General features: G+C 37.6%; 22 protein-coding genes. 4 read left to right on the plus strand and 18 right to left on the minus strand.

Annotated elements, in window-relative coordinates; translation table 11 throughout:
• Window positions 1-466: 466 nt before the first annotated feature.
• The 3 genes from ACQKOG_RS15955 to ACQKOG_RS15965 form a co-directional block, all read right to left on the minus strand.
• On the minus strand, window positions 467-1,651 hold the full coding sequence (locus ACQKOG_RS15955) for an NAD(P)/FAD-dependent oxidoreductase (RefSeq protein ID WP_370080798.1): 1,185 nt from the start codon (window positions 1,649-1,651) through the stop codon (window positions 467-469).
• A 50-nt stretch (window positions 1,652-1,701) separates the two neighbouring features.
• A complete protein-coding gene (locus ACQKOG_RS15960; protein WP_079563022.1) occupies window positions 1,702-2,130 on the minus strand; it encodes a DUF1641 domain-containing protein in 429 nt (142 codons plus the stop codon).
• 912 nt (window positions 2,131-3,042) lie between these two features.
• Window positions 3,043-4,557 (minus strand): DHA2 family efflux MFS transporter permease subunit, encoded by a 1,515-nt coding sequence (locus ACQKOG_RS15965; protein WP_370080796.1) that lies wholly within the window; start codon window positions 4,555-4,557, stop codon window positions 3,043-3,045.
• 157 nt (window positions 4,558-4,714) lie between these two features.
• Here ACQKOG_RS15965 and ACQKOG_RS15970 point away from each other — a divergent pair, with 157 nt between their 5' ends.
• On the plus strand, window positions 4,715-5,620 hold the full coding sequence (locus ACQKOG_RS15970) for a TetR/AcrR family transcriptional regulator (RefSeq protein ID WP_370080794.1): 906 nt from the start codon (window positions 4,715-4,717) through the stop codon (window positions 5,618-5,620).
• A gap of 132 nt (window positions 5,621-5,752) precedes the next feature.
• Here the strand turns inward: ACQKOG_RS15970 and cydS are convergent, their stop codons facing one another.
• The 12 genes from cydS to ACQKOG_RS16030 all read right to left on the minus strand — a co-directional run bounded on the left by cydS (window position 5,753) and on the right by ACQKOG_RS16030 (window position 18,013).
• The gene (cydS, locus tag ACQKOG_RS15975) at window positions 5,753-5,851 is read right to left on the minus strand and encodes a cytochrome bd oxidase small subunit CydS (RefSeq protein WP_386846937.1); all 99 of its coding nucleotides are present in this window, start codon (window positions 5,849-5,851) and stop codon (window positions 5,753-5,755) included.
• A gap of 11 nt (window positions 5,852-5,862) precedes the next feature.
• Entirely contained in the window at window positions 5,863-6,891 is a 1,029-nt protein-coding gene (locus tag ACQKOG_RS15980) for a cytochrome d ubiquinol oxidase subunit II (protein ID WP_370080792.1), read from the minus strand.
• Window positions 6,888-8,231 (minus strand): cytochrome ubiquinol oxidase subunit I, encoded by a 1,344-nt coding sequence (locus ACQKOG_RS15985; protein ID WP_370080790.1) that lies wholly within the window; start codon window positions 8,229-8,231, stop codon window positions 6,888-6,890. The genes ACQKOG_RS15980 and ACQKOG_RS15985 overlap by 4 nt, the downstream gene beginning before the upstream one ends.
• A gap of 129 nt (window positions 8,232-8,360) precedes the next feature.
• Window positions 8,361-9,137, minus strand: a complete 777-nt coding sequence (locus ACQKOG_RS15990) for a sulfite exporter TauE/SafE family protein (RefSeq protein WP_370080788.1) — start codon at window positions 9,135-9,137, stop codon at window positions 8,361-8,363.
• Between the two features lie 459 nt (window positions 9,138-9,596).
• Window positions 9,597-10,229 (minus strand): response regulator, encoded by a 633-nt coding sequence (locus ACQKOG_RS15995; protein WP_370080786.1) that lies wholly within the window; start codon window positions 10,227-10,229, stop codon window positions 9,597-9,599.
• A complete protein-coding gene (locus ACQKOG_RS16000; RefSeq protein ID WP_370080784.1) occupies window positions 10,226-11,263 on the minus strand; it encodes a PAS domain-containing sensor histidine kinase in 1,038 nt (345 codons plus the stop codon). Before ACQKOG_RS16000 ends, ACQKOG_RS15995 begins: the two co-directional genes overlap by 4 nt.
• An 89-nt stretch (window positions 11,264-11,352) precedes the next feature.
• Window positions 11,353-11,691, minus strand: coding sequence for a rhodanese (locus ACQKOG_RS16005; RefSeq protein ID WP_370080782.1), 339 nt, complete (start codon window positions 11,689-11,691; stop codon window positions 11,353-11,355).
• 210 nt (window positions 11,692-11,901) lie between these two features.
• On the minus strand, window positions 11,902-13,308 hold the full coding sequence (locus ACQKOG_RS16010) for an MBL fold metallo-hydrolase (protein ID WP_402871126.1): 1,407 nt from the start codon (window positions 13,306-13,308) through the stop codon (window positions 11,902-11,904).
• A gap of 21 nt (window positions 13,309-13,329) precedes the next feature.
• A complete protein-coding gene (locus ACQKOG_RS16015) occupies window positions 13,330-13,893 on the minus strand; it encodes a hypothetical protein (RefSeq protein WP_370080779.1) in 564 nt (187 codons plus the stop codon).
• A gap of 25 nt (window positions 13,894-13,918) precedes the next feature.
• Window positions 13,919-15,112 (minus strand): NAD(P)/FAD-dependent oxidoreductase, encoded by a 1,194-nt coding sequence (locus ACQKOG_RS16020; protein ID WP_370080777.1) that lies wholly within the window; start codon window positions 15,110-15,112, stop codon window positions 13,919-13,921.
• 559 nt (window positions 15,113-15,671) lie between these two features.
• A complete protein-coding gene (locus ACQKOG_RS16025; RefSeq protein WP_370080775.1) occupies window positions 15,672-17,315 on the minus strand; it encodes a sensor histidine kinase in 1,644 nt (547 codons plus the stop codon).
• Window positions 17,312-18,013 (minus strand): response regulator transcription factor, encoded by a 702-nt coding sequence (locus ACQKOG_RS16030; protein ID WP_402871131.1) that lies wholly within the window; start codon window positions 18,011-18,013, stop codon window positions 17,312-17,314. Before ACQKOG_RS16030 ends, ACQKOG_RS16025 begins: the two co-directional genes overlap by 4 nt.
• Before the next feature lie 103 nt (window positions 18,014-18,116).
• Between ACQKOG_RS16030 and ACQKOG_RS16035 the strand changes: the two genes are divergently transcribed.
• From ACQKOG_RS16035 to ACQKOG_RS16045, 3 genes are all read left to right on the plus strand, one after another.
• Window positions 18,117-19,292: a DUF418 domain-containing protein gene (locus ACQKOG_RS16035; RefSeq protein ID WP_370080771.1), complete on the plus strand. Its 1,176-nt coding sequence runs from the start codon at window positions 18,117-18,119 to the stop codon at window positions 19,290-19,292.
• Window positions 19,293-19,496: 204 nt separating this feature from the next.
• Window positions 19,497-20,051, plus strand: a complete 555-nt coding sequence (locus tag ACQKOG_RS16040; RefSeq protein ID WP_370080769.1) for an SLOG family protein — start codon at window positions 19,497-19,499, stop codon at window positions 20,049-20,051.
• Window positions 20,052-20,373: 322 nt separating this feature from the next.
• Complete coding sequence (locus ACQKOG_RS16045) at window positions 20,374-20,688, plus strand: hypothetical protein (RefSeq protein ID WP_402871135.1); 315 nt, start codon at window positions 20,374-20,376, stop codon at window positions 20,686-20,688.
• A gap of 98 nt (window positions 20,689-20,786) precedes the next feature.
• Here the strand turns inward: ACQKOG_RS16045 and ACQKOG_RS16050 are convergent, their stop codons facing one another.
• The 3 genes from ACQKOG_RS16050 to ACQKOG_RS16060 form a co-directional block, all read right to left on the minus strand.
• Window positions 20,787-22,115: an L-cystine transporter gene (locus tag ACQKOG_RS16050; RefSeq protein WP_370080887.1), complete on the minus strand. Its 1,329-nt coding sequence runs from the start codon at window positions 22,113-22,115 to the stop codon at window positions 20,787-20,789.
• A 311-nt stretch (window positions 22,116-22,426) separates the two neighbouring features.
• The gene (locus ACQKOG_RS16055) at window positions 22,427-23,383 is read right to left on the minus strand and encodes a GGDEF domain-containing protein (RefSeq protein WP_370080765.1); all 957 of its coding nucleotides are present in this window, start codon (window positions 23,381-23,383) and stop codon (window positions 22,427-22,429) included.
• Window positions 23,343-24,242 carry an EAL domain-containing protein gene (locus ACQKOG_RS16060; RefSeq protein WP_402871138.1) on the minus strand — a complete coding sequence of 300 codons (900 nt, stop codon included), beginning with the start codon at window positions 24,240-24,242 and terminating at the stop codon, window positions 23,343-23,345. Before ACQKOG_RS16060 ends, ACQKOG_RS16055 begins: the two co-directional genes overlap by 41 nt.
• Window positions 24,243-24,678 lie beyond the last annotated feature (436 nt).

Below are 24,678 nucleotides of genomic sequence, written 5' to 3' on the forward strand. Positions count from 1 at the left end.
ACGACTTTGGCCGCTCTATCCACGACTTTGACGATTCTATCCGTCACTTCGGCTCTTCTTTCCGTCGCTCTGACTGGTCTTTCCGTCACTCCGGCTCTTCTTTCCGTCGCTCTGACTTCTTTCCGTCGCTCTAGCTCTGCTATCCGTCACTCTGACTCCGCTTTCCGTCGCTCTGATTTCTTTCCGTCACTCCGGCTCTGCTATCCGTCGCTTTGACTGGTCTTTCCGTCACTTCGGCTCTTCTTTCCGTCGCTCTGATTTCTTCCCGTCGCTCTAGCTCTGCTATCCACCTCTTTGACTGGTCTTTCTGTCACTCCGGCTCTACTATCCGTCGCTCTGACTCTTCTTTCCGTAGCTCTGGCTCTTCTTTCTGTCGCTCTGATTTTTTTCTGCCGCTCTAGCTACCCTAATAAAACAAAAAAAGGGCATGAATTCAATATTACTATTGATTCATGCCCTTAAAATATTAATACGCTAAGCCGAATAGCGCTTTAATGTGTGTAAGATAGCGAATGTTAGACGCTTCTTTCATAAGTGTTGCTGGAAGACCTTTAAGTTGTGTGTTGCTAGCACCGATAGTCGCAACAGCGTCTTTACGGCCTAAGCTTGCAAGTGTACCCGAATTAATTGCAGAGAAAGGTTTCATCTCTTGGTTTTTGTATTGTGCGAATAGGTTGTAACCAGCGCACTCACCCATTTGCCATGCAACTTGAGCAGTTGGTGCGTATAGCGGACGTCCGCCATCAGCTGGTAATGCTACAGATGCATCACCGATTACGAATACATCATTATGAGATGTAGATTGTAAAAACTCGTTAATCGTAGCTTTACCGCGGTCAGCAGCAAGGCCCGACTCACCTACGATTGGAAGCGGAGCTACCCCACCTGTCCAAATAAGTGTATTGGCAACGATTGATTCGCGATCTTTAAGAGAGATGACGTTACCATCAACACCTGTTACAGGAGTACCAGTGATGAATTCAACACCACGTTTTGTTAAGCTTTCAGTAGCACGTTGGATAAGTACATCTGGAAGTACTGGTAAGATTTTTGGACCAGCTTCAACAAGCTTGATTTTAAGGTCAGCAAAGTTAACACCGTGTTTTGCTGCGATTTTCGGGAAGTTGTCCACGATTTCACCAACAAGCTCTACACCTGTTAAACCGCCACCACCGATAACGATCGTTGCATCTGCTTCGTCTTTTGTTTGTGCATATGCTTTAATACGGTCTTCGATATGTTTGTTAATTTTGTTTGCTTCGTTCACTGATTTAAGTACCATTGAGTTTTCTTCTAATCCAGGGATACCGAAGAATCCAGTTTGGCTACCTAAAGATACTACTAAAGTATCGTAATTTAAAGTATAACCATTGTCTAGGTCCACTTTTTTAGTGTCTACATTGAATTTTGTTACTTTAGCAATTTGTAAATCAATATCTAAACCTTTAAAGATTTTTTTTAGTGGTAAAGCAACAGCACCTTCTGCAATAGTACCACCAGCTAAACGGTGAAGTTCAGTGATGATTTGGTGTGTTGGGAATTGGTTTACAACAGTAATTTTAGCTTCATCAGCTGATAAATACTTGCGTGCAGTTAATGCAGTTAAAACGCCAGCGTAACCAGCACCTAAGATGACGATTTCTTTTGACATGATTAATTAATCCTCCGTCCTTACGTTTTGAATATATCTCAAGTCGATTCTTATTTAGCTTTACGTTCAGCGCTTACTTGTAAGAAAGCATTAACAAAACGGAAAACACCTTGAACTTGTGGGTCTTTTAACATTTTCATAAGACCGAATAAACCAATTACTTCTTGGCTTTCAGACGCACGGTCTTTCGCTTCAATTGCAGTAGCTGCAAGGTTTTTAGCTGAGCCTACTACTGGGCCTGCCATTTCCGTTACCGCACCAACAGTATCATTTTTCAGTACTTCGTCAGTTGCAACAGCTTGAGCAAACTCATATGATTTTGTTAATAACGTCATCATTTCAGTTAACTTAGGTAATTGTTCAACTAAAGTTGTAAGTGATTCCTGAACCTCAGGCTTTAATAATTGATCTAGCACATCCAATTGTTCTTGACTCACAGTTAATTGTTCAGACTGTGTTTGGTTATTCGTTTCTGACATTTTGAACTCTCCTTTGCCATCACTATCACTATTTTAATTTTATTGCTTCCATGTAAAAAAGACCATTAAGGCACTTCTTAACAGTCGTTACAGCGCGTATATCTTACAAATCACCAGTCTCAAGAGCTGGATAGCAATTTGTATAATTTGTTATTACAATGTTAACTTTATTTCGCAAAAAGTGCATCATAATTCCATCCTTATCTTGTCTTGGTGACGTTACAACCTCCATTATAAGGTTGTTTGTACATTATTTCAATGAGCTAAATCACAATTTCGACAATCTTTTCAAAATTCATTGATTTGTAACTATATATCGTAGTTAAGTTTACTTTTTGTCCCTACTGTTTAAAAATATAATATATATTTTTGAGCTCGAAGGATCATTACCATAACGTGTGGTTGATTTCCATTCCGACTGGGCGCTTTGTTGTTGCTGACGCTTCGCTTTCGCACAGAGCAAAGCTTCCTGGGGGCATCGGATGAGCCGCTTCGCTCCAGGGTCTCGGGCCAACAGATGTTTTTGCGCAAAAGCGAAGCGGCAGCGATGTTGGTCACGAAGGCGTTATCACAGGATGTGTTGGTTTTAGCCTTCGTTCCTCTATTGCTAATCCCCAACCTCCACCCCAATCAACTTATATGAGGCGTACTTTTTAACAAATGTCATCCACCATTTTAAATATCTCTGTATAACACTTTATTTTTATTTGGTCTGTTTAAACTTCCCCTTCATCCTGCATGTAATACTCAATAAGTAAAAATTTATCGCCTACATTTTTTGATTTATCGACCAACTTTTTAAGTTTATTGACTACTAATTACGATTTATCACCCAAATTGCCTCATTTATCGATAAATCATATAAAAGACCTGTTAGAAGAAAAATTCTACTAACAGGTCTATATATCAAAATTATTTAGTTGGTTTTTTCATATCCATAGAAGCCGCTGAGCTTTCAATTTTTACACGTTTTAGGAAGAAGGCAAGCACTAGCGCAAGGACTGTAACACAAGCTGCTATTAAGAATGAGTGTGTAATACCATCTAATAAAGCAGTTTGTGTAATCTGATCCTGCATTTGTTGCATTTGTTCTGGCGTTGCTGCAACACCTGATTGCGCTGCATTGGCTTTTGCTTCTGCAATTAAATCTTCGGCTGTTGCTTTTGTACGGTTATTCATGAACGTTACCATCACAGCACTACCAATCGCCCCTGCCACTTGCTGTAAAGTATTATTAATAGCTGTACCATGTGGGTTCATCATTTGTGGTAATTGGTTTAAACCGTTTGTCATAATTGGCATCATAACCATTGACATACCGAACATACGAATTGTGTACATAGACACGATAAATGTATAGCTTGAATCTAATTCTAACTTTGTTAAACCGAATGTCGCAATTGTTGTAATCGTTAAACCGATAACCGCTAGTAGACGCGGTCCAAATTTATCAAAAAGTTTCCCTGTAATCGGCGACATAATCCCCATTACAAGTGCCCCAGGAAGCATCATTAAGCCTGCTTTAAATGGATCAATTCCTCGAATCGATTGTACATAAGCAGGTGTCAAAATCATACCCGAGAACATAGCCATTGACACGATAACCGAGATAGCTGATCCCAATGCAAACATTGGATATTTATAAATACGTAATTCTAGTAAAGGCTGATCCATACGTAGTTGTTTAAATATGAAGATGATTAAAGCAAGAAGGCCAACTGAAATTGTGCCATATACCCAAGGACTTGACCAGCCCTTATCCCCTGCAGTACTGAAACCATATAGAATACCACCGAACGCAACTGTTGATAATAGTACTGATGGGAAATCTAACTGAACTTTGCGTGTCTCCATCACGTTTTCTAATTTCCAAATACCAAATAATAAACTAATAACCGCAAACGGAATAATCATTTGGAATAGCATGCGCCAATCATGGTGCTCAACAATATATCCTGATAATGTAGGACCAATCGCTGGTGCAGAAATCATAACTAAACCGAAAATCCCCATCGCTGCCCCACGTTTTTCTTTTGGGAAGCTAATTAACATTACATTCATTAGAAGTGGTGACATACTTGCGGCACCTGCTGCTTGCACCATACGACCTGCAAGTAACATACCGAAGTTAGGTGCAAAGCCAGCCATAATTGTACCGATTGTAAAGACTGACATCGCTACAATAAATAAATGTCTATTTTTAAAGCGTGTTACGAAGAATGCTGAAGCAGGTACTAAAATACCACTTACAAGCATATAACCTGTTGCTAGCCATTGTACCTTTGAATACGTTATGTCAAAATCTTTCATGATTGTTGGTAACGCAACGTTTAACAATGTGTTATTAAGAAAAGCAACAAAAGCACCCACAAATAAAATACCAATCATGCCATAGGGGGGCTTTTGCAGTGTTTGACCACTATTCATTTATATCCCTCAATTCTTTCTTGTTTTTTTCGATAAAACTTATTTTATACTCGCAGTCTACTTTTTTCAAGAATTAAGATTATATTTTTTAAAAACATTGATATATAGGCGTTTTATCTATAGAATAAGAGTATAATATTTTAAAAAAGGTGAGGTTATGAACAAAAGAAAAAGACAAATCATTACTGCTGCTCGTGCTCTTTTTATTGAAAAAGGATTCGTGGATGCGTCGATTAACGACATCATTAGTGCAGCTAAAATTTCAAAAGGTACATTTTATAATCATTTTTCTTCTAAAAATGAATGCTTAATCGCCATATTAGATGAAGGGCGTGAGGAGGCAAGTAATCGCCGCCACGAACTTCTTTACGGCAAAGATCCTACTGATTTGGAAGTATTAACACAGCAAGTTGCGGTACTCATGTATGTCAATCGAGAACATAATTTAATTCAAATTTTTGAATCGGTTTTCCATTCTCGTGATAATGAACTGAAAAAAATTATTTTAAACTATCATTTACAAGAACTGGAGTGGCTTGCCAATCGACTTGTTCAAGTTTTCGGAGAAGAAGTTAGTCCAATTAGCTACGAATGTGCTGTGCAAACACTTGGTATGATTAACCTTTCAATACGTGCTGTCTTAATTGCTGATTATAAATATATAAATCGCGAAGCCATTGTACGTGTAGCATTACGCAATATTAGCGTAATTATACCCGTTATGCTTGAATCAAAAGAAATCCTCATTAGTACGGAAATGATCAACACGATACAAAACGTCGCGAACTATAAAACTGTAGATAAGGGAACGGTCATCGAGCAATTAACAGGCTTTAAAAAAGGATTGTCTAAGAATGAAACAGCGGAAGGCTTAGAGTATGTGGAATTCTTATTAGAGGAACTACAGCGCGAAAAGCCAAAGCTCTTTATCATCGAATCACTTCTTACACCTTTCCGTAAAGCATTCGTTGGAACCGAACACGCAGAAGAGGCACGTGATATCGCTAATAGCTTATGGCGCTATGTAAAAATTGAGCGACCATCAGAGCGTTGCATCAAGTAAATTAACCACATAAACAAAAGGAGCTATATAGAAAGTCAAACACTCACGACTATCCATATAGCCCCTTTTTTTGAGCTTCTATCCTATTTAATTAATACGATAAAACAGACTCCTTAGGATTAGCGTCTGCAATTACTTAACTTGACGATCTTTCGGTCCTATCCAAAAACCAATCACAATGCTAATAGCTACTACAAGAAAAGGTGCGTACAAAATAATAAATTGATTCATTATAGTTCCCCCTATGCATGGTGATCATGTTTACCGCAAGCATAATCACGATCAAACACAAACCATTTCATTACTAAATAAAGTGAAGGTATGAGTAGAACCAATCCTCCAACAAACGCTATCACTAATGCAATTGCCATTGTTTCATTTGTAAAGCTATCATAGACTGATATATACGGATACAGTAAATACGGATAATGTGAAATACCATAACCGAAGAATGCAAATCCAAATTGGGCAACCATTAAAAAGACAGCTATGCCATAGTTTTTCTTTTTAAATAAAAGAATTAGCGTTATAAGAAATAGCACACCTGAAACCGCGAAAAGCCACCACAGATCTAACATATTTTCGTAATGCTCAGGCACATGTCCCTTTAACTCCACCATAATCCCTATTACACTTATTATGAGCGGCAAAGACCAACCGAGTGCATACTTTCTCATTAAATTAGAAGCATGTTCATCTCGCGCTCTTTTCCCATACCATGTTAGGAAAACAGCTGAAATATACAAAACTGCCACTACACTTAATAGCACAATAGACCACGTTAACGGACTGGTGAAAAGTTTAGCAATTTGTAAATGAGGTTCTTCGTTTACGATTTTTACGAACCCTCCCTCAGATATCGTTAATACAATAGATAGGGATGCAGGTATAAATAAACCAGTAATTCCGTACATCATAGTATATCCGATATGTCCGCCTTTTCCACCGTAGGATTCAAATGCATAATAACTCCCTCTAATTGCAATTAATATTAATGAGATACTGACTGGCACTAGCAAAATTGTGCCATAATAATAAGCCGTTTGAGGAAAGAAGCCTACCGTTCCAACAAAGAAAAATACAAGGAAGACATTTGTAATTTCCCACACCGGAGATAAATAGCGCTTAATAACATTTGCTAATATATGATCTTTACCAATTAAGACACTATAAGCATTAAAGAAGCCCGCTCCAAAGTCTATGGACGCAACAATGACATAGCCGAATAGAAATAACCACAGTACCGAAATTCCTAATATCTCTAAGCTCATTGCCCTGCACATCCTTCCACTTGTTGATGTTCTTCAATTTCACGTTCAATCGGATTGTTACGGAACATACGAATAAGTACTACGATACTTCCTACCGCTAATACAATGTACAGCCCTGCAAATAGTATTAGCATAGTATCGACTTGGCCACTTGTTGTAGCACCTTCCGCCGTTTTCATATAACCACGAAGTATCCAAGGCTGACGCCCTACTTCGGCAAACCACCAGCCTGCCTCAACAGCAATAAGCGATAATGGACCACCTGCCACTACTATTCTCTTAAAACTTTTTGAAGAAATAAACTTCCACCCTCGCAACTTACCTAGCACATAAATAGCTGCAACGACAATTAGTAAAGTTCCGATAACTACCATGACGTCAAACAAATAATGGATATAAAGTGGCGGCTGTTCGTCCTCAGGAAATTGATCTAAACCTTTTACTTCTGCAAAAGGATTATTATGCGCCAATACACTCAATGCGTACGGTATTTTGATAGCATATTTTACCTCTTCTCCATCTAATACTCCAAATAACATAAGCGAAGCATCCTCTTTTGTTTCAAAATGCCATTCAGCAGCAGCTAATTTTTCTGGTTGATATTCCGCTAAATACTTCCCAGAAAAGTCACCTACAATCAGTGCTGCTAGCGAAAATACTAGTCCAAGTTTCAATAAAAGATGTAATGCTTTTTTATGATACACATGCTTCGATCCTCGTAGCATACGATAAGCAGCAATAGAAGCTAATAAAAATGCTGACGTCATATAAGATGTTACTAATACATGCGCTACCTTCGTTGGCATTGCAGGATTTAGCATTGCTAATACTGGTTGAATATTTACAAGCTCTCCATCTACAAGATCAAAGCCCTGCGGTGCATTCATAAAGGCATTCACAATCGTAATAAAAACGGCCGACATAGAAGCACCAATAGCTACTGGGACCAATAATAATAGATGTCTCTTTGGATTTTTGAATCGGTCCCATGTATATAAATAAAGCCCTAAGAAAATCGCTTCAACAAAGAACGCAAATGTTTCCATAAACAATGGTAATGCGATCACCTGTCCAGCCAACTCCATAAAGCTTGGCCATAGTAGTGATAGCTGCAATCCTATCGCAGTACCAGTGACAACCCCGATTGCCACAGTAATCACAAACCCTCTTGCCCATCTTCTTGCTAGTAATAAATAGTGCTCGTCATTATTTTTTAATCCAACCCATTGAGCAATCATGATCATTAAAGGTATACCGACGCCAATTGTTGCGTAAACGATATGGAATGACAATGTTAACTCTGTTAAGGCACGACTCCACATTACAGCTGAATCATTCATTTTATTTCATCTCCTAGGTACCAAAAATTCTTCCAATGATTGAAAGAAACATTATCCCCGCTACTAAAAAACTTATAATTATTAGCTTTTTTTCATGTGACTTATAGGCAACCACTTTTTGTTTTTTCATCATAATAGATCAACCCAAATTTTAATCGCTGTCGCTAAGATGAGTACGGCCAAAATACTTTGCAAAATTTTCGTATTCATTTTTTTACCTACTTTTGCCCCAAGAGGAGCCGCCAGTAAACTTGCCACTATCATAATACCTGCGGAATAGTACTCGACTTGTCCTGTCATTAACTTACCGATTGTTCCACCAATCGATGAGATAAACGTAATAGCTAAGCTAGTGGCAATCGTCATGCGCGTTGGAATCCCAAGTACTACAAGCATTATCGGTACAAGCAAGAAACCACCTGCAGCACCAACGATCCCTGAACCAATCCCAACAATAAATGCTAAAATTGCAGCTAAAGGCTTGTTGAAAGTTACTTCATTCATTGACTTATCATCAATTTGTTTCTTAGGAATAAACATCATCACAGCTGCAATCAAGGCTAAAATACCGTATACGACATTCACACCGTTTTCAGATAAAAACTGTGATCCGTAGCTCCCAACAAAGCTACCGGCTAAAATTGCTCCTCCCATATAAATAATGAGGGGCTTGTTAAGGTAACCACCTTTTCGATATGCCCAAACGCCTGCAATCGACGCAAAAAACACTTGTACTGCACTGATTCCTGAAACTTCATGTGCTGAAAATGCTGCTAAACCAAAAAGTGGCGGTATATATAGTAGCATTGGGTATTTAATGATTGAACCGCCGATGCCCAACATACCGGACACAAATGAGCCAACGAATCCAATCAGGAAAATCACAATTATAAATGTAATATCCATCGTTCTTGCATCTCCTTTTATTCATGTGCTTTCAGTATAGTCCTGCTGCAATTTCAGACATATAGGGGTTTTCCACTATTAGCTTACTCACTGTGACAATATTAAAAATTATCTCTAAAAAATAAAAAAAGATCACTCATATTTCAAGTGATCTTAGCTTGTCGGCAAAGGAATAATTATAAAAAATGTGTATCCATCAATTTCACCTTGGCGTAATTCTAGTCGTCGCTTTGCTTGCACTCCAAGGTCTCATCGGACGCCCCCAGGAAGCTTTGCTCTGTGCGAAAGCGAAGCGGCAGCGACAAATGTTTTATCTGCGCGAAAGCGAAGCGGCAGCGACAAATGTTTTTTGTAGCGAAAGCAAAGCGGCAGCGACAAAGCGCCTAGCCGGAACATAAATCAACCCTTCATTTTGCCGAAGAGCCATATTTCAATTACATATTGCACAGCAACAAGTTGTTACATATAGTTATTTGCAAGCCCATACTGAATAAGCTCAGCTTTATTACTTAAATTGAGCTTTTGCATAATATTTGATTTATGATTTTCAACCGTTTTACTACTAATATATAGCTGCCCAGCAATTTGGATATTCGTATACCCTAGAACTGTTAACCTCATTATCTCCTGCTCACGCACAGTTAAAATGCATTGATCTTCATGCCCCTTATGTTCAAATAATTTATCCATCTGCTCTTGAGGAATACCAACGTTGTAATATATGCGACCACTATATACGGCATGGATAGCCTCGTAGAGAATTCCACCTTGACTATTTTTTAAAATATAGCCATGGGCTTCAACAGCAATCGCTTTTTGAATATAAGCAACTTCATTGTGCATTGTTAACATAATAATTTTCACGTTAGGCATTTGCTTATGAATTTCTTGAGTAGCCGTAAATCCATCTAACCCATTCGGAATGGATACGTCCATTAAAATGACATCTGGGTTTAATGAAATTGCCTGAGTGATTGCCTCCGCTCCATCACTCGCTTCACCTACAACCTCTATATCTATATAATTTTCCAATAAAAGAACAATCCCTTTACGGATTAGCACATGATCATCTACTACTAAAACACGAATCATCTAAAGTCATCCTTCCAATTAGGTACTTGAATGCTAATTTGTGTACCTTTATTGTGAGCCGAAGTAATATTAAAAAATCCGCCTAATAGTGTAATTCGCTCCTCCATATGCTTTAAACCGAGCCCTTCTTTTTTCAAGTACTGCAGATCAAACCCTACGCCATTATCTTCTATATAGAGTGATAAATTTGTAGCTTTCTTTTCGAGTCGAATGACGACTTTAGAAGCTTTTGCATATTTAATAATATTGTGTAAAGCCTCCTGCACGACGCGATAAATATTGATTTCTACAGATGGATGACAACGTTCTTCAAAATCTGTTTCTAACGATATAGCAATATCAGGATGTACCTTTTGCACTGAATCGACAAGGGTGTCTAATGTAGGTGAAATCCCTAACTGATCTATGCTATGGGGGCGAAGCTGATAGGAATACAATTTAATATCATTCATTACTTGCTCTAGCTCATTGCGTACTTCTTCGATATACGTATTTAGTTTTTCATTGTCTTTGACATAAGATTCTATCGCTTGCAATGCAACAGATATTGTATACAATGACTGACCAACGCCATCATGTAATTCTTGCGCAAGCCTTTTATGTTCTTCCTCTTTTGCCTCAATTAGCTTTTTTATAATTAGCTTTGAAATGCGAGCCTCTTCTTCCTTTAACTGAAGGGTCTGATCGCGCAATACAAGAAGAAATTCTTGCTCGTTTGTTTTACTATCTGTATACATCAGCGCCGTGCTCATTTCAACGTCTATTTTACTCCCATGATACGTCGGCATTTTCGATAAAAAATAGGGAACCTCATTATGCTCTATTAAATAACATGTATGTTCTTTTGGAGATTTTTGACGATTTTCACAAAATGAACAAAAGGGCACTCGATCTCCTATTTCCCATCCCGATAACCGCTTCGCTGAGGGATTCATCATTAAAATTTCACGGTTGTGATTCATTATGATGATGCCATCTTGAATATATTGAAATATTTGCTGTAAATATTTATTTTTCAGCTGTTCTTTCTCCAATCTAAACACACTCCTAGTATTAATTATACCTCGGCATAATTACGTCCGGAGGCTTTAGGTTTACTTGTTACTAATCCGCATACTTTGCCCTATACTTTTTCTTCCATCATGCTATAACTCTTCACTTCATGCCCCGCTTTACGAATGATACGAACACTCATATTTTTTTCTAGCTGTGTTGACGCAATAATATGAAGGGGCTTTTTGGGTAGTTCATGCATGTGACGTACTAAATAGGCAATTGGTAAATTTAATGCATTTGGTGTAGGTGATTTGTAAGAATCATTATAATCACGTACATCTACTATCACCATTCCCACTTTCAACTCTTGTAGTAAACACTCCTGTATTTGACGCACCGGGATATGCCGTTTATAAATAATTCTACCAATAAAAAGAAGGAATATACTCAAACTTACAATAATCATTTTTTAACCCCTTTTACCGAGAAAAAAGGTTGTCTAAATCCGTTTAACTTTCCATTGACGAATCTCACAACGCCTTACTAAAATCTTTGATTTAAAATGACGATTTCCACTCATCATCTTCAAAAGATGCCTCTCGGAAGTACTAAGCAAAGAAAAAAAATAGCAGACTAGACTTACTAGTATGCTATTTTTCTTTTAGAACAACCTCATTTATTTAGTCACTACCTCTTGTTGCCAAGCCATATAGCCCCCCGTTAAATTTACAATGTCATGAATGCCATTTGCTTTTAGTACACTTACAGCAATTGCAGAACGAGCACCACCTTGGCATTGAACAACAATTTTTTTAGTTGTTTGCAATTCATCTAAACGTCTAGCTAGTGTACCAACCATAATATGTTGAGCATTTTCAATATGCCCTGCATCATATTCTGTTTGATTGCGCACATCAAGCACATGGACTTTTTCACTTTCAATTAACTGCTTTGCTTCTAAAGGAGTTATATTTTCATAACTATCTAGAGAAGTAGCCTCTTCCAATACTTTCGTCACATCTCCATAGCCAACAACATTGTCGATACCTATAGAACGTAATGCTATTAAAATATCATCTAGTTGGGAAGGATTAATTAGTAAATATAATGGCTTTGTATAAGCTACTAGCCAACCAGCCCAATTTGTCATTGAATTATTGTAAGGGATGTTTAGTGTACCTGCGATAAATCCTTGCGAGAAATCTTCCGCCGATCTAGTATCAATCACTTGCTTCCCATCTGCAAGAAGTTGAGTAATCTCTTCATAGCTTGACACGAGCTTCACCGGTGGTAAGTTCTTAATAAGCTCTATTCCTACTTTATTGACACGCTTCATAACAGCGAAATAATAAGGAGGTTCCGGTTGACCATCTAGTAACGCGTCAATAAATTTTTGTTCATCATCAAATTGCATAGCCCAGCTGAATTGCTTCTCATACCCAACTGTCGAAGATGGTACAGCTCCTAATGCTTTACCACAAGCACTACCTGCTCCATGAGCCGGCCATATTTGCATGTAATCTGGTAAAGCCTTAAAACGTTCTAATGATAAAAACATCGCTTTTGCACCAGATAGTGATGTACCCTGAATACCAGCAGCCTTTTCTAACAAATCAGGGCGTCCGATATCACCTACAAAGACAAAGTCACCTGTAAAAATCCCCATTGGCTTATCTGCTACACCGCCACGATCCGTTAATAAGAAGGAGATACTTTCTGGCGTATGTCCTGGTGTATGCATGACTTTAAAAATAAGATTACCTATAGTAAATTCATCACCGTCTTTTAATAATTGATGAGGAATACCTTCTAGATTTTGATACTTCCAATCAGCATCCCCTTCGTCGGAAATATACATCTTTGTTCCAACACGGTCTGCTAACTCACGAGACCCTGCTACAAAATCCGCATGGATATGCGTTTCTAACGCTCCAACAATTTGCATCTTCTCTTTTTCTGCTAATGCAAGATAGGGTTCAATGTTACGCATCGGATCAACGATAACCATTTCTCCCTTCGCCTGACATCCCACAACATAAGAAGCGTGCGCTAATTTTTCATCGTAAAAATATCGTAATAACATGTGTAAAACTCCCCTTTATACTTAGTTTTTTTCTTTTAAAATATCTAATGCAGATTGGACATAATTAAGTGATTTTTGAACAGAAGGATCTTTCATCCATTTAACAATTGAAAAAACATTAATATGCTGAGGCTTTTCTTCTGCTCTTTGCTGTACCATTTTTAAGAAATCCAAACCTGTCTTTCCTTTTTCAACATATGGATCGGCATAGCTCTTTAAATTATTCATTGTATAGTCTGTCGTTTGTTTATCCTGAAGTACTGCTGTAACAAAATCAACGATGTTTTCTAACTGATGAATGATTTGAACAAGCTTTGGCAATTTTTCCATTAGCTGCACAATAGCCGTTATCGTTTCTGAGCCTACATTATAAGTAGAGACAAATTGCTCGTATCGATTTAATGTCTTTTCATCTGTTAGTACTGCTTTCCCAAAATCCACAACATTTTCTGCTGAGTCTATCGTTTGCTCTACATTCGGTAATTTTTCCAACAATCGTTGTAAAGAGTGTCGAACTTCTGGTTTTTCAAGCGTTTCGAGTAATTGATATAATTCCTCGCTCATACTTACCGTTGCATTAGCCACGCCTGTCGCCTCCCTTCATTCGTAATTACATAGTGCCTTTCAGCATCCCATCCCAGTACATAACAGGTAGTAAATCCTTTTTCATGAAATACATACTGGATCTTTCCACTGCCTGGTTGAAAGGCATAGATTCGACAGGCTCTTTATTGTAATCAAACTCCGCCAATATTAGTTTGTTGTAGCCTGTTACAATTGGGCAAGAAGAGTAGCCATCATACATTTGCGCCATTGGTTGTTGTCTCATTAAAGCAATAAGATTTTGTGCAACGATAGGAGCTTGCTTGCGAATAGCTGCACCCGTTTTTGATGTTGGTAGATTGGCATTGTCACCTATCCCAAACACATTGCCAAACTTTTTATGCTGCAAAGTAAATTTATCAACATCTACCCAGCCACATTCGTCTGCTAATGCACTTGTTCGTATAAACTCAGGTGAACACATATAAGGTGTCACATGAATCATGTCGTATTTAATTTCTTCTACTGTGCCAGTATCTAAATTTTCAAAAATAGCTATTTTTTCATCAGCCTTAATTTCAATCAAATTACGACGGAATCGAGTATCAATATTTTTCCGCTCTATTACCTTTTCAAGTGCTTCACGATATTTCAAAACATCGAAAATAGCTGGATTGGCCGAACCAAAAATAACGTTAATATTGTCGCGAACATTGACTCTATTAAAATGGTCTTCTGCTAAATGCATAATTTTTTGTGGAGCACCACCACATTTTACTGGCGAATTCGGATGTGTAAATAACGCTGTTCCCTCTTTAAAATTGCGGATCGTTTCCCACGTATAATCCACATGCTTAAAAGAATAATTACTGCATACACTTTTAGTTCCTAGTGCCTCTTTCAGCCCTTTAATAGCTCCCCAGTTTATTTCTATCCCACCAGCGACTACTAAAAAATCATACGTGTATGTTGTACCATCTAGTGTGATTACCTGGTTTTGATTGGGGTAAAAACTACTAACAGCCTCTTTTAACCAAACAGCTCCTTCAGGGATAACAGAAAGCATCTCACGTTCAGAGTCCCATTTATTTGCTGCACCACCTCCCACCAATGTCCAGAGTGGTTGATAATAATGTTTTTCTGCAGGATCTATGATGGCAATCTCCCCTTGAAGCGAATGAGATTGACGAAGTAAGCGTGCCGCTACTGAAATACCAGCAGTTCCTCCTCCAACGATGACTACTTTAAAAGAAGTCTTCATGTGTATATCCTCCTTATCATGCTGTCTTTCGTATACACCTTTTACACCTTAATAATAGTTTTAAGAGAGAGCCGTTCATATAGGGGTAATCCCCTAAAAACTTACACTTCAATGGTCAACATTACAAAAAGGGCAGTACAAGGTGAATGTTTCATCACTTGTACTGCCCAAATTAACAGTGTTTTACTTTACTTCTTCAATAAAAAACTAGCCATTGCCATAACGTGGAGTTGATTTCCGTTCCGACTGGGCGTTTTGCCGCTGACGCTTCGCTTTCGCGCAGATAAAACAATTGTAGCTGACGCTTTGCTTTCGCTACAGAAAACATTTGTTGTTGCTGTCGCTACGCTTTCGCACAGAAAACATCCGCTGCGCTCCAGGGTCTCGGGCCAACACGATGCTGGTCACGAAGGCGTTATCACAGGATGTGATGGTTTTAGCCTTCGTTCCTCTATCGCTGATCCCCAAGGAGTCGTCCAGTCTCCACTCCAATCAACTTATATACATGGCATTCATTTTCACAAATGCCCCCCAATTTTTGATGATATGCAAAAACCTACTACTTACATTTAAACTTTATTACAAAGACTGTACCTTCCGCTCCTGATTGGACACTAATGGTACCATCATGTAAATCTATTAACTGCTTAGTAATAGCCAATCCCAGACCTGTACCCGTTGCATCGTCCGTAGTATTAGTACCTCGATAATATCGCTCGAAGAGGTTATCGAGCTCCTCTTGAGGAATTCCTGGACCTTGGTCGGCGATTGTCAGCATAATCTCCTGGCCTATATTTTGCGCTTCTACGTTTACCTTTGTACCTTCAGGAGTATATTTTTTAGCATTGGTTATTAGATTATCTAAAATACGCTTTAATAAAAGCTCGTCCGCTTCAAGCATGACATCCCCATAAACTTTTACAGACACTTGCTCATCTGCAAATTGAGGTAACCATACGTTGAGTGGTAACAGCACTTTTTCAAGCTGTATCGCTTTATTTTTTAATTGATACGTATATGTTAAGTCTTGTATAAGAGCATCCATATACGTCGCCTTCTCCTGCATCGTAGTTGCAAAGACGCGCATTTCTTCCTTTGTCCACTCATAGTCCTCGGAAGCTAGCATTGTGGAATAACCATAAATAGAGCTTAGCGGTGTCTTTAAATCATGGGATAAGCCAGTTATCCATTCCTCCCGTAATTGCTCTGCATGCTTAATTTGCCTTTCATTGGAGGAAAGGCGTTTTGATAAATTATTTATCGATTCATCGACTGGCTGAAATAATTTAAATTTCCTCTTTAACTTCCCTGTCTTCCGATGATGGATACTTTTATCTCTTACTTTCCTGTAGTCGAACTGAGCTAGTAGCTCGATACGAGATATTACATAAACAAGCGGGCGAACAAATTGACGGGAAATGCTAACCGATAAAAAGATAATCCCTATTAACAATATAATATGTCCACCAAAGAAGACGGAAACAAATAAAACCATCGCTTTATTAAACGGCTCGTCAAACGGCTTATATGATGGGTTGGGCATCCGTACAACTAGTGTCGAGCCATCCTCTAAAGAAGCATTTTGCGAAAGCTCTTTATACTCAAAAATATCGTAATTCTCTTCCAGCAATTGAGGCTTATGGAGCTTTTTATAGCGCTCACCAATGACTTCTACACGATCCCACTGCTCATTATAGATTTCAACCGAGGCCTTCTTATCCTGTAAACGCTGGAGCAGTTCTAAAGAAACCTCTCCTTTATCCTTCCAATCCCGAACTACTTCCTCAAAAAGCGGCTGAACAGGTAAAGCCGGGAGGAATAACAAATGATATTTAGGAATCTCCCACGTGTGCATTCCTGGCCGTTTAAGAGCCATTTTTTCGTTATCTGTCATACTACATAGTTCACATGTGTCTCCCGTGTAATCAACAATGTCCATCGATTGATTGAACAAATATAATTGCCCTAAGTTCTCCCCTGCTCGCTTTACTAAATAATCAGCAATCTTAATAGATTCCCCTTTTTCTACGACAGCATCATCTTTAATTTCAGAGGAACTCATTATATGAATATCGTCACCAACATGACGATTGATAAAGATTGCAAAAAACACCAAACTTATAATAAAGCCTGTAATGATTAGTAAATAAAAAATGATGAAATAAGATACAAAACGAAGCGTTAATCTTCTAGCTGGCTTCATGAAGAAACATCTCCAGCAAGTTTATAACCAATACCCCTCACAGTAATAATGCAGGTTGGCTTACCTGGATTCTTTTCTATTTTTTCTCGCAGTTTTCGAATATGCACCATCACAGTATTATCATCAAACAAACAGTCACCCCATACGCGCTCGTAAATTTGCTCCTTCGATAACACTTGCCCTGCATTTTCACATAAATATTTCAATAAATAAAATAGCCTACCGCTAATAATTTCCTTTGTGCCATTTACAGTCACCTCTGCCGCATCGATATCGAATGTAAATCGACTGCATGAAAATAAATGACTTTCGGGTACATCTTTTCTCTTTATATATCTTGTAAGCTGGACCTTCACCCTCGCAACAAGCTCAAGTGGATTAAACGGCTTCGTAATATAATCGTCTGCTCCGTTCATAAAACCACGAAGCTTATCTGCATCACTAGCTTTTGCAGTTAAAAAGAATATAGGTGCTTCACTTTGCTCTCGAATCATATTCGCCATATCAAGTCCGCTACCATCTGGGAGCATAATATCTAATAGATAAAAATCAAAAACCTTCATTTCTATTTTCTTTTTTGCTTCTTGAACAGATTCGCAGAGAGTAATGTTTAAAAACCCTTCTTTTCTTAAAATAATTTCTATCATTTCTGCAATTGCACGTTCATCCTCTAATACTAAAATTGACGCATCTTGCATGCTATCACCTTCTTTTAAGATTTCTTTAAGGTAGTCATCATTTCATCATAAGCTTTACCAACTACACTATGTATAAGATAACCAATTGAGGAGATGAATTGCAATGACGACTAACCGCGTTACTTTCATAGATACAATCCGTGGATTTAGTTTATTTGGCATCTTAATGGCAAATCTGTTGATTTTCCAATTTGGCATGTATGGCAAAGATGAACTAAAAGATCTATCCGCCCTCGATAATGGAGCCTGGTATTTTGTGAAAATCTTTATAGAAGGATCATTTATGCCGATTTTCACCATTTTATTCGGCTTCTCTCTTATTAAACTTATAGAATCTATTCGTAGAAAAAAAGATAAGAGTCGATGGTCCATTTTTCGCCGCGCAACAGGGCTAATTGCTTTAGGTTTACTACATTCAATGTTTTTATGGGAAGGCGATATTTTATTTGCCTACGGCATTATGATATTGTTTTTAATCCCATTTATTAATCGTAAACCGAAAACTTTATTCATTTGGGCTGGTATCTTCTTATTACTTATTACTAGCTTATCATTTAGTTCCACAGAAAAAACTAAAAAAGAACAGCAAGAGTTAGCAACCTATGTAGAAAAAGCCGACAATGTATACGCTAACGGGAGCTACTTAGACATTTATAAATTCCGTGCAAATGATCTACCTCCGGGCATGGATGATGCAGGATTAGTCTTTTTCTTATTAGTTTTCCTTGCACCAATGTATACCTCTGCATTGACCCTTTTCGGCATGGGGCTTGCTAAAAAGCAAGCTTTTGTGAATATGGAAGATGAAAAAAAATGGTATAAGCTCGGCGCTCTGCTTGTTCCAATAGGACTAGCTTGTAAGAGTCTGAGTTTTATTATAGAAAGCAATTTTTCCGGAATGCTGTTAACAGGTGGGTCTGAATTATTAGCAGTTGGCTATGTCTGCCTTGCAGCTTTAATATATAAAACCCGCCCTGTACAACGTCTCGCTCCTGCCTTTGAGAGTGTCGGTAAACTATCATTAACTAATTATCTAATGCAAACCATTATTTGTACAACAGTATTTTATGGATACGGTCTAGGCTTATACGGCAAGTTAGGCGTGTTTGGCGGTATTTTATTTGGAATCGTCGTGTATAGCTTGCAATGTGTTTTCAGCCTTGCCTACTTCAAGAAATTTAAACGCGGACCATTTGAATCTGTACTGCGTGTATGGACGAATTGGTCTTGGAATGGACAGATCAAAATAAAACAGAAAGGAAGTACTTTACATGAATAGTGACGCCAAAGAGGACTTTACAGATACATGGTGGTTTTTAGGAATCTGCACTGCCGTAGCTGCTGTTTTAACACTATTTGCTTTTTAATATAACAATCAACTTTACTTGGGAACAACTATACAACAATATCTCGGAATTCGTTTTCATTCGCCCCCTACTGTATACTATGACTACACATACTATACAGCTTAGGGGGCGTTTTTTTGCTACAGCGAATTATTATTACTGGCTATAGACCACACGAATTAGGCATTTTTAATGACAAGCACCCGGGCATTGCCATCATAAAAAAAGCACTCGAAAACCGTCTGCGTATATTGATCGATGAAGGTTTAGAATGGGTCATTATTAGTGGCCAGCAAGGTGTAGAAACATGGGGTGCTGAGGTTATTCTTATGTTAAGAAAGGAATTCCCTCATTTAAAATATTCTGTTATCACTCCTTTTTTAGAGCAGGAGAAAAATTGGCAGGAACATAAAAAAGAAAAATATCAGGCATTAGTAGCTCAAGCGGACTTCGTAACGAGTGTAACGAAAAAACCATACGAGGCTCCGTGGCAATTTATCGAAAAAGACAAATTCATAATTCAAAATACAGATGGTCTGCTGCTTATTTATGATGAAGAAAATGAAGGCTCCCCGAAATATATGAAACGTCTAGCAGAAAAATATATGGAAACACACGAATATACACTTTTGATGATTACCGCTTATGATTTACAAGTAGTGGCAGAAGAAATACAGCAACAAGATTGGTAGGGAAAATATTGATATAATTTTCTGATAATTATATACTTGAACTATATTAGTCATAGACTCATGGCTCATCAAAATAGCGTGTGGTTGATCTCTGTTCCGACTGGGCGCTTTGTTGCTGACGCTTCGCTTTCGCACAGAGCAAAGCTTCCTGGGGGCGACCAGTCTCCACTCTAATCAACTTAAATTAAAATGGTATTCCTTTTAACATATATCATCCCTAACTTTAGGTGATAAATATTAAGAATTAGGTCAATGCTTTTAAAAGTATTCAAGTCTTTTTTCTACCCTTTGGTGCTAATTTTAAAAAAGGAGCTGCTAATATTTGAGTAAAAAAATCGAAATGGTTCTTGAGTCGCCGCCGGTGAATGTTTCTCATGATACGTACCGCAGAGAGTGCAGATATACACGTGGGATTCATATTGAAGAACAAGAGTTTAAAGCAATTTTGGATGCAATGTGCCACGATTCTCGCTTGTATTTTGATTTCCATAATCCACGTAGGGAGATTAAAAAAGGAACATATTTAAATGGGCACTCTGGGTTAGCGCATAATATTTATAATTACTATAAAACAAATCACAACATTGAACTGCCCGAGATTATAAACGGTAAAGATTTTTATGTAAAAATAATATAAAAATTTCATATTATTAAAGTGGGTTGTTTCTTACATAACAACCCACTTTTATGTCCGTAAAAAAGAGCTACCCTCTATATGAGAGTAGCTCTGTCTTTTTATAAATCAGATACTTGAGCACCTAATTCTTTATTATTGTACATTTCAGTGTCCAATTCTTTTGTAATACGTGCTGTTGTCACACCAGCAGTCATTGAACCACTTACATTAAGTGCAGTACGGCCCATGTCAATTAACGGCTCAACAGAGATTAATATACCTGCAAGCGCAATCGGTAAATCAAGTGCTGATAATACAAGAATTGCTGCGAATGTCGCACCACCACCGACACCAGCTACACCAAATGAGCTGACTGCTACAACTGCAATAACTGTAATGATAAACACTGGATCAAGTGGATTAATCCCAACTGTCGGTGCAATCATAATCGCTAGCATTGCAGGATAAACACCAGCACAGCCATTTTGACCAATAGATAGACCAAATGAGCCCGAGAAGTTTGCAATACCCTCAGGTACACCAAGACGACCTGTTTGTGTTTTAATGTTCATTGGTAAAGCACCTGCACTTGAACGTGAAGTGAAGGCAAATAATAATGTTTCCGCAGATTTCTTTAAGTACGTAAATGGATTTAAACCACTTAAAGTAAGAATTAGTAAGTGTACTATAAACACGATCATTAGCGCTACATAAGACGCTACAACAAACTTACCTAGGTTATAGATTGCCCCGAAATCAGATGTCGCAACTGTACGTGCCATAATTGCTAAAATACCATACGGTGTTAAACGTAAGACAATCGTTACAACGCCCATTACTAATGCATAGATGGCATCCAAGCCCTTTTTAATAGTAGCTGCAGTATCTCCATCCTTACGTGCTACACGTAAATAAGCAAAACCTAAGAATGCTGAAAAAATTACAACAGCAATTGTTGATGTAGAACGAGCACCTGTTAAATCTAAGAATGGATTTGCTGGGAATAACTCAATAATTTGAGTTGGTAAATCCGGCGCAGTTAATCCAGAAGTTTTTTCCTCTAAATACGCCCCACGCTCAGTTTCTGCAGCACCTTGCATAATATGAGAAGCATCTAAATCGAATACTGTTGCTGAAAAAATACCAACAGCAGCTGATACAGCAGTTGTACCGATTAAAATGGCTAAAATAAGAGCTGCCATTCTTCCGAAGTTTTTACCAACCTTCATTTTCGTAAAGGCAATTAAGATAGAAATAAAAATTAATGGCATCGCAACCATTTGTAGTAATTTAACATAGCCAGTACCAATAATATTGTACCAACTTGTTGTTTTAGTTAACACATCTGAATCAATACCATAAATTAAATGCAGTCCAAGACCAAGTACAATACCTAAGCCTAGAGCCGTAAATACACGATTTGAAAACTTAACGTGCTTTTTATTCATAAAATATAAAATTCCAACGAATACGAGCAAGACAGCAACGTTAAGAATAATTTGTAATGTAGACAATGAAAAGCCTCCTAAGAAGTTTAATTATAATGTAATCGAATTATATACCTATAATCCCTATAATTCAAGTATGTTTTATTTAGATTAATAATTTCCTAAAGTAAAGCGGCTTATTTCTTTTGATTATGCCCTAAAAACCAAATTTAATAAGAAATGCTTACGGAACATGTGAGCTTCTTCGCGGAAAGCGTCCGTTATGAAAAAAAGACTGTGGGCGAGCTTGCCCACAGTCTGACCTACTTCGTCTAATGAACGAGGTAGGTTTCTTTCCCATTGTCATTAACGAGATAACAACTTCCCGAAATTTTTTTACATTGTTTTTTTACACGTGTCACCGCATCTGACAATCGGTCAACAGATTCAAATTGCTGATATTGATTAGTAATAACCGCAATGGATAGCGTAGTACAAGATAGAGGCTCTAATTTACCAGCTCTATTTTGTACTTGTAAGTATGTTAAATCCTCTACATCATAAAAGCTTAAAATAAATGCATCAAATTCATCAATAATTCTTTGACAGATCATGGCAGCCTCATAATGCGGAAGAATCGCAACGAAATCGTCTCCACCAATATGTCCTAAAAAATCTTCTGTACCTACTATATTTCTTTTCAAAATATCAGTTAAATACAGTAAAATTTTATCCCCTTTATTAAAACCATACGTATCATTGTAAGATTTAAAATGGTCTAAATCAAAATATATTAAACTATATTGCGGTAGCTTTAGTGCCTCTTCTAGTTTTTCATCTATTAATTTATTGCCAGGAAGACTACTTAAAGGATTTAAAAAGCTAGCAATAGCTACTTGTGTGTCTACGAGCTTTAACAGTAGCTCCCGAATACTTACTACACCGTAATACAAGTCATTCCTTGTTACAATCACATCATCATATAGATCCTCTGAAGGTCTAGACATCGCTAATGTACTGACCTCTGTTATAGGTATATTGCGATCTACAATTAAAGGATTCTCTTTTATAATCAGCTGATTATGTCGCCCCATAAACAAATTATAGCCATAGCGTGTGCCAATTTTTTGATAGAAATGCGTACGTGTAATATGCCCAATTGGTTTGTCATCTCGAACAACGACAACACTACGTAAAGACGGATTACTTGTAAAAAGTGAATCCACCTCTATATTTTTCACAAATTCATCAATACAAGGAACATTTTCTATGACTTCCCCTATCTTCATGGTCACCCATCCTTATTTTCCCCAAATGTAATTCCTTTGCGGGTTTCCCTACCGCATAGCCTTGTGCGTAGTGGATTCCAATAGTATGTAAATAATCAAGTTCTTCCTGGCGTTCAATACCTTCTGCAATAATTTTCGTTTCAGCTTGCTCTGCGTATCTCATCAGCAATGTAACGAGCTGCTGCTGCTCGCTGTTTTTATCAATAAATTGTATTAAAGAACGGTCTAGTTTAATAAACTCTGGCTTTAAGTAAATAAGAGTTTTCAAACTATTATAGCCTGAACCCACATCATCCACTGCAATTCGATAGCCCTGTGATCGATAATGCGATAATACACGTTCAAACTCCACAAAATCTACCACTGCACTACGTTCGGTTAGCTCAAACACTACTTGCTGTGGTTTTATGCCAAGGTCCTTTAATAGCTGCAAGGTTTCACCACTATGGTAACTCTTATCTAGTAAAACATTAGGATGTATATTGACAAATACTAAAAAATTTCTGTCCATCCATTCCCCGTGTAGTCGTTCTTTGAAACGCTGTAATGAAAGATTACGACAAAAGCATTCAAATAAAAATACGCAGTCCGTTTGCCCAACAAATTCATAAAACTGATCGACACTATGAAACAATTCTGAAGGCTCTGGACGATTCAGTGCCTCAAAACCAACTGTCTGCCTCGTCTGTAAATCGACGATAGGTTGAAAATAAGTATGTAAACTCTTGTCCTGAATAATTTGCTTCAATGCTTTTAAACGTTTTATATAGAGAGTATTGTTTTGATGCTGCCCGTATAAATACTTTAAATAAGAAAATAAATTACTTGTTTTTATGCTTTGTCTCACAATAGACTCCATTCTCGCACCTCTTAAATTGGTTATTAAGATTTATTGTACGCTTTCATTGTAAAAGCACTGTGAATTTTATGTAAAAACAAGTGTCTCTAGCACTAGAAATCCTTTTCAATAGTTGACATTGCTCTATTCAAAGTAATCTTAATTACTTGATAGAGTAGTATATTTTTCATAATATATGATATATTCAATCAATTGGTTGATATATATCGTGAATAGTGTATGCTTGTAATAATAGTATTTTATTACCTTTTATAGAAATTTATTATTTTTATAGTAAAATAATAACCCATCTCCTTAAACTAAGGATGCTAATTGTAAAAACACTCATAGCGTCACAGATAACCCGATGCGCAAATCTCATCTCCAACGAAGTGCCTAGTCGGAACAAAAAATACCTCATGTTATGGCGATGATTTTTTATAATTGAAGATCTGTT

Source organism: Lysinibacillus sp. NPDC093216 (assembly GCF_050280325.1).
Lineage (GTDB): Bacteria > Bacillota > Bacilli > Bacillales_A > Planococcaceae > Lysinibacillus.

Excerpts from the sequence above, each read along its gene's own strand:
- ACQKOG_RS15985 (WP_370080790.1), bottom strand. The coding sequence starts at position 8,231 with ATGAATGATTCAGCTGTAATGTGGAGTCGTGCCTTAACAGAGTTAACA.
- ACQKOG_RS15980 (WP_370080792.1), bottom strand. The coding sequence starts at position 6,891 with ATGAGCTTAGAGATATTAGGAATTTCGGTACTGTGGTTATTTCTATTC.
- ACQKOG_RS16035 (WP_370080771.1), top strand. The coding sequence starts at position 18,117 with ATGACGACTAACCGCGTTACTTTCATAGATACAATCCGTGGATTTAGT.
- ACQKOG_RS15970 (WP_370080794.1), top strand. The coding sequence starts at position 4,715 with ATGAACAAAAGAAAAAGACAAATCATTACTGCTGCTCGTGCTCTTTTT.
- ACQKOG_RS15955 (WP_370080798.1), bottom strand. The coding sequence starts at position 1,651 with ATGTCAAAAGAAATCGTCATCTTAGGTGCTGGTTACGCTGGCGTTTTA.
- ACQKOG_RS15990 (WP_370080788.1), bottom strand. The coding sequence starts at position 9,137 with ATGGATATTACATTTATAATTGTGATTTTCCTGATTGGATTCGTTGGC.
- ACQKOG_RS16010 (WP_402871126.1), bottom strand. The coding sequence starts at position 13,308 with ATGTTATTACGATATTTTTACGATGAAAAATTAGCGCACGCTTCTTAT.
- ACQKOG_RS16025 (WP_370080775.1), bottom strand. The coding sequence starts at position 17,315 with ATGAAGCCAGCTAGAAGATTAACGCTTCGTTTTGTATCTTATTTCATC.
- cydS (WP_386846937.1), bottom strand. The coding sequence starts at position 5,851 with ATGAATCAATTTATTATTTTGTACGCACCTTTTCTTGTAGTAGCTATT.
- ACQKOG_RS15965 (WP_370080796.1), bottom strand. The coding sequence starts at position 4,557 with ATGAATAGTGGTCAAACACTGCAAAAGCCCCCCTATGGCATGATTGGT.
- ACQKOG_RS16020 (WP_370080777.1), bottom strand. The coding sequence starts at position 15,112 with ATGAAGACTTCTTTTAAAGTAGTCATCGTTGGAGGAGGAACTGCTGGT.
- ACQKOG_RS16050 (WP_370080887.1), bottom strand. The coding sequence starts at position 22,115 with ATGAATAAAAAGCACGTTAAGTTTTCAAATCGTGTATTTACGGCTCTA.
- ACQKOG_RS16005 (WP_370080782.1), bottom strand. The coding sequence starts at position 11,691 with ATGATTATTGTAAGTTTGAGTATATTCCTTCTTTTTATTGGTAGAATT.
- ACQKOG_RS16060 (WP_402871138.1), bottom strand. The coding sequence starts at position 24,242 with ATGGAGTCTATTGTGAGACAAAGCATAAAAACAAGTAATTTATTTTCT.
- ACQKOG_RS15995 (WP_370080786.1), bottom strand. The coding sequence starts at position 10,229 with ATGATTCGTGTTTTAGTAGTAGATGATCATGTGCTAATCCGTAAAGGG.
- ACQKOG_RS16055 (WP_370080765.1), bottom strand. The coding sequence starts at position 23,383 with ATGAAGATAGGGGAAGTCATAGAAAATGTTCCTTGTATTGATGAATTT.
- ACQKOG_RS16030 (WP_402871131.1), bottom strand. The coding sequence starts at position 18,013 with ATGCAAGATGCGTCAATTTTAGTATTAGAGGATGAACGTGCAATTGCA.
- ACQKOG_RS15960 (WP_079563022.1), bottom strand. The coding sequence starts at position 2,130 with ATGTCAGAAACGAATAACCAAACACAGTCTGAACAATTAACTGTGAGT.